This window comes from Streptomyces murinus (assembly GCF_002154555.1).
Taxonomy (GTDB): Bacteria; Actinomycetota; Actinomycetes; order Streptomycetales; family Streptomycetaceae; genus Streptomyces; species Streptomyces murinus.
In genome coordinates this window covers 1-4,723 of record NZ_MUNF01000668.1, presented here as the reverse complement: position 1 = coordinate 4,723, position 4,723 = coordinate 1, and the positions used below count along the sequence as shown (strand labels likewise).

Annotated in this window: 6 protein-coding genes; 4 read left to right on the top strand and 2 right to left on the bottom strand. The window is 70.9% G+C overall.

Annotated features, from left to right (window positions below):
• The first annotated feature begins 164 nt into the window (after positions 1-164).
• Positions 165-665 carry an SCO4402 family protein gene (locus CCN72_RS32650; RefSeq protein ID WP_078967678.1) on the top strand — a complete coding sequence of 167 codons (501 nt, stop codon included), beginning with the start codon at positions 165-167 and terminating at the stop codon, positions 663-665.
• A 125-nt stretch (positions 666-790) separates the two neighbouring features.
• On the top strand, positions 791-1,672 hold the full coding sequence (purU, locus tag CCN72_RS32645; RefSeq protein ID WP_086811812.1) for a formyltetrahydrofolate deformylase: 882 nt from the start codon (positions 791-793) through the stop codon (positions 1,670-1,672).
• 90 nt (positions 1,673-1,762) lie between these two features.
• On the opposite strand, the gene CCN72_RS32640 is transcribed toward purU, so the two are convergent.
• Positions 1,763-2,278 carry an EF-hand domain-containing protein gene (locus tag CCN72_RS32640; protein ID WP_086811810.1) on the bottom strand — a complete coding sequence of 172 codons (516 nt, stop codon included), beginning with the start codon at positions 2,276-2,278 and terminating at the stop codon, positions 1,763-1,765.
• A 168-nt stretch (positions 2,279-2,446) separates the two neighbouring features.
• On the bottom strand, positions 2,447-2,821 hold the full coding sequence (locus CCN72_RS32635; RefSeq protein WP_086811809.1) for an STAS domain-containing protein: 375 nt from the start codon (positions 2,819-2,821) through the stop codon (positions 2,447-2,449).
• Between the two features lie 350 nt (positions 2,822-3,171).
• Here CCN72_RS32635 and CCN72_RS32630 point away from each other — a divergent pair, with 350 nt between their 5' ends.
• Both CCN72_RS32630 and CCN72_RS32625 read left to right on the top strand, forming a co-directional pair.
• The gene (locus CCN72_RS32630) at positions 3,172-3,783 is read left to right on the top strand and encodes an RNA polymerase sigma factor (protein ID WP_086811807.1); all 612 of its coding nucleotides are present in this window, start codon (positions 3,172-3,174) and stop codon (positions 3,781-3,783) included.
• On the top strand, positions 3,780-4,723 hold a 944-nt coding region (locus CCN72_RS32625; protein WP_208638161.1), incomplete at its 3' end, for a maleylpyruvate isomerase mycothiol-dependent enzyme family protein. The genes CCN72_RS32630 and CCN72_RS32625, both read left to right, overlap by 4 nt.

Sequence of the window (4,723 nt, the reverse complement as noted above, 5' to 3'; positions counted from 1 at the left end):
GTGGAGGGAAGGGGGGACGTGCGGGTGGTGCGGGGCCTGCCGGTCATGAACCCGCACGATTCCCTCACACCGCTAACCCGGGAGTGATCCACGGTCAACGGAAGGTGACTCCCGGGTGAATTGCGGGGGCCGATGCGGCGCGCGGGCCGATGAACGTACGATCGGTGACCGTGCAAGGTTCGGAGAACTCTTCCCGTCGCGGCCGTCGCTCCTCCACCATGGGCGGCATGCCTCTGAACGACATGCCGTGGTGGCGCTGGCGCACACATGTGCGATCGGCGCTGCACATGCTCTCCGACCCCGTCTTCCAGCGGGACGTCTGGCTGGCCGGTGTCGACGGCTACGGCGACGTCACCGACGCCGTGTACCGGCTGGTGGAGGACACCTGGCTGGACAACTGGTCGGCGGAGAAATACGTGGGCACGATCTTCCGCGACTCGCAGGAGGCGGCGCTCGTCGACACCGCCGTGCTGCGGGTGCTGCGGATCATGCACCAGGTCGGCCCGGACGCGCCGGTCTCCGCCTACGTCGACCATCCGGGCTGGCCGGAGGCCGTGCGCGCGGCCCGGGACGCGCATGTGCGGATGGCGGCGAGCGACGGCGAGGAGCCGGACACCCCGCCGAAGAGCCTGGAAGTGCTGCGGATCGTGACGCGGTCCGCCTGATCGGGGCTCGGCCCGCGTGGTCGGGGCCCCGTCCGCATGACCGTGCCCCGTCCGCGTGACCGTGGCCCGGTCCGTTCAGCGGACGCCGACCCGTCGCCGGGGCCGTGTGTGGGACCCTGAGTCGCATGAACGAGCAGTCCGCGCCCGCCGCCGCCCCGGCCGACCAGTACGTCCTCACCCTGTCCTGCCCGGACAAGAAGGGGATCGTGCACGCCGTGTCCAGCTATCTGTTCATGACCGGCTGCAACATCGAGGACAGCCAGCAGTTCGGCGACCACGACACGGGCCTGTTCTTCATGCGCGTCCACTTCACGGCCGAGGAGCCGGTCACCGTGGACAAGCTGCGCGCGAGCTTCGCCGCGATCGGTGACTCCTTCCGCATGGACTGGCAGATCAACCGGGCCGACGAGAAGATGCGCATCCTGCTGATGGTCAGCAAGTTCGGGCACTGCCTGAACGACCTGCTGTTCCGGGCCCGGACCGGCGCGCTGCCGGTGGAGATCGCCGGCGTGGTCTCCAACCACACGGAGTTCGAGGAGCTGGTCGGCTCCTACAACATTCCGTTCCATCACATCCCGGTCACCAAGGACACCAAGGCGGAGGGCGAGGCCCGGCTGCTCGACCTCGTCCGCGAGGAGCGGGTCGAGCTGGTGGTGCTCGCGCGCTACATGCAGGTGCTCTCGGACGATCTGTGCAAGCAGCTCAGCGGCCGGATCATCAACATCCACCACTCCTTCCTGCCGAGCTTCAAGGGCGCCAAGCCGTACCACCAGGCGCACGCCCGGGGCGTCAAGCTGATCGGCGCCACCGCGCACTATGTGACGGCCGACCTCGACGAGGGGCCGATCATCGAGCAGGAGGTCGAGCGGGTCGGGCACGGTGTGACCCCGGACCAGCTGGTGGCGATCGGCCGGGACGTGGAGTGCCAGGCGCTCGCGCGCGCGGTGAAGTGGCACGCGGAGCGCCGGATCCTGCTGAACGGGCGCCGTACGGTCGTCTTCGCCTGAGCGTCTTCGGCTGAGCCGTCTTCGTCTGAGCCGTCTGTCTGAGCCGTCTGTCTGAGCTCTTGGCCGGTTACCGGGCTGCTGTTCGTCGTCTCACTGCTCGGCGATGGTGAAGTAGCGCGCGAACGCCGGTACGACGTCCCGCTCGTCGATCTCGCCGTCGCCGTCGGCGTCCAGGGCCGCGGCGACGGTCCCGGCGATCTCCTGGGGCACCTGGCACACCCGTAGCAGCCGCGCGGTGTCCTCGACGGTGACCCGGCCGTCGCCGTCGGCGTCCGCGACGGCCAGTGCCGCGTGCAGGAAGGGGCGGGCGATCTCGGCGAACCGGTCGGGGTTGTCGCGCAGCCGCTTGACCGCGCCGCCGACGAACTCCTGGCGGGTGATGCGCTGATCGCCGTCGCGGTCCGCGATCCCGGCCATGCCCTGCCAGAACGCCTCTGCACCGGCGTACAGCGCCTGCCCCTTGTCGGAGCGTGCGGTCACGGCGAACTCGGTGAGCAGCGCCTTGGCCACCGAGTTGAAGTCCTCGCGGGCGATGAATCCATTGCCGTCCTGGTCGAAGGTGGCGAACCGGGCGGCGATCCTGCGCTCGTACTCGGTGCTGACCATGTCTGTTCGTGCCGCCTTACGTGCGTGGGGGGTGATCTCGTGTTACTCGCACGGAGCGTACGGCGTGGGTGACGGCAAAGTGACGGAAAACAGAGGGTTGTGCCAAGACTGGGGGAATTCCGCGACACGGCCGACGAGGACGTGGTCGGGCGCGCCGGGCACGGCGGTTCAGGCCGACAGGGGATCCGCTTCGTCGGTCGTGGCGGCGTCGAGGTCCGGGTGGCAGTCGAAGAGGCGGCGCACGCCGAGCGCGCCGAGCACCCGGTTGACGTGTGAGCCCTCGTCGGCGCCCCGGTCGGGCAGGATCAGCCGCAGCTGCCCCTGGCAGGAGCGGATCAGCCGGCGGGCGGCGATGAGCACGCCGACGCCGCTGGAGTCGCAGAAGAAGACGTCGGAGAGGTCCACGACCAGGCTGTGGTGGCCCTCGGCCACGACGTCGTGCACGCGTTGGCGCAGTACCGGCGAGGTCATGAGGTCCAGTTCGCCGCGCACTTGGAGCACGGCCCATTCGCCTCTTTCGACGCCGGTCACATTGAATGCCACGGCCCAGCCCCTCCGCTCGCGGGTTCTCCCGGAACCGCCCGGAACCGGAAGCCGTTCCTACGTTTCATTCCGCGCGGCTGCCCAGCCGCGTTTCCCTGAAACTCAATGCGGCAAACAGCACACGATCGATTAGGGGCTTGTTTCAGTCACTACCGATCCGCTTCGATCAGATATACACGTACCGTCTGTGGGGAAAGTGTGAAGGGGGCACTATCACCTGCGACGCTCCCGCGGTGCGCTTTGACACAAAGAGACGTGCCTTGTCGGTGGTGCCGACTACATTCGGGACAACGAACGCACGGTCGCACGGACACCGGCGGGCCGGACGACGGGCGAGGGGAGGGGACCCCATGGCCAAGAAGGACGCGCCACCGCGCTGGGACCGCAAGATGCAGCAGCGGCTCGCCCGCGGTGAGGCGGCCGCCCTGGGCGAGGCGTACGACCGGTTCGCCTCCCTGGTGCACAGCCTGGCCCACCGTGTCCTCGGCGACGAGAAGGCCGCCGACGCCGTCACCCGCGAGGTCTTCGCCCACATCTGGGAACACCCCGAGACGTACGACCCGAAGCAGGGCCCGCTGCGCACCTGGATCGCGGCGGTGACGCACCGGGTGGCCGTCCAGCGCCTGCGCGACCGGGAGGAGCGCAGACGGGACGAGGGACCGGACGGCGCCGAGGATCTGCTGGGCGGCGAGGAGGATTCGGAGAGCGGCGAGGAGGACCTGGAGAGCAAGGTGCGCCGCGCCTCCGTGGCCGCCCGCGCCGACTACATCGTGCACTCCATGCCGGTCCCGCTGCGCCGCGCCCTCGAACTGGCGTACTTCCAGCGCCGCGACTACCGCCAGACCGCCGCCGACCTCGGCGTCACCGAGGACGAGGCGCGCCGCCGGCTCCGCCTCGGCCTGCAACTGCTGTCCACCGCCCATGACACGGGGGCACCCCCGGGTTACGGCGGTGCGGCATGAGCGGCGCGGAGGAGTTCCGGGTGGAGTTCGGGGAGCCCCGTGAGCGGCGGATACCGACGCCCCGCGCCTCCGTGGAGGACGGCGGCCGCCCGCTGCCCGATCCCGTCGGCCGGGGCGAGGACGTGTCCGTACCGCTCGTCCTGCCGCACGACGTGCTGAAGTCGCTGCTCGGCGCGTGGGCGCTGGCCGCGTGTTCGGCGGCGGAGACGGACGCGGTGGAGCACCACCTGGGCGACTGCGGTGGCTGCGCCGACGAGGCCCGCCGGCTGCGCGAGGCGGTCGGCCTGCTGCACCAGCCCGAGACCCTCGACCTGGACCCGGCGCTGCGCACCCGCGTCCTGGACGCCTGCCTCGACCGCCGGCCACCGCGCATCCCGGTACCGGAGTGGGCCGCGCCGTACGACGCGGAGACCGCCCGCCTGGACGCGCTGCTCCAGGACTTCGGCGACGCGGAATGGCATGCGCCGGTACGGCTGCGGTGGTTCGAGGACGACGCCCAGACGACCCGTCGTACGACCGTCGCGGGCGTGATCGCGCACCTCCTGGCGGTCGACGGGGTGATCGCGACGGCACTCGGCCTGGACGACCCGCTCGGCCACGCGCCCGGGGCGTCGGGCCCGTCGCCCCGCACGGAGGCGTACTGGCGCTCCGCTCCCTTCCCGCCGACCCGCGCGGTCCACACGCCCTGGCGCGAGCAGACCCACGCCCTGGTCCGGACGGTCTCCTTCACCGGAGGTAGCGCGGGCGGCTTCACCGTCCCCTACGGCGGCTTCGAACTCCCCCTGCACGACGCGATGCTGGACCGCGCGTTCGGCTGCTGGGTGCACGCGGAGGACATCGCGGACGCGGTCGACTATCCGTACCGCCCGCCGGCCCCGCGCCACCTGAACAAGATGATCGACCTCGCCGTCCGCCTCCTCCCGGGCGCCCTGGCCGCCCG

Bases quoted from the DNA above. Each gene is read 5' to 3' on its own strand.
- purU (WP_086811812.1), top strand. From the start codon at position 791: ATGAACGAGCAGTCCGCGCCCGCCGCCGCCCCGGCCGACCAGTACGTC.
- CCN72_RS32640 (WP_086811810.1), bottom strand. From the start codon at position 2,278: ATGGTCAGCACCGAGTACGAGCGCAGGATCGCCGCCCGGTTCGCCACC.
- CCN72_RS32630 (WP_086811807.1), top strand. From the start codon at position 3,172: ATGGCCAAGAAGGACGCGCCACCGCGCTGGGACCGCAAGATGCAGCAG.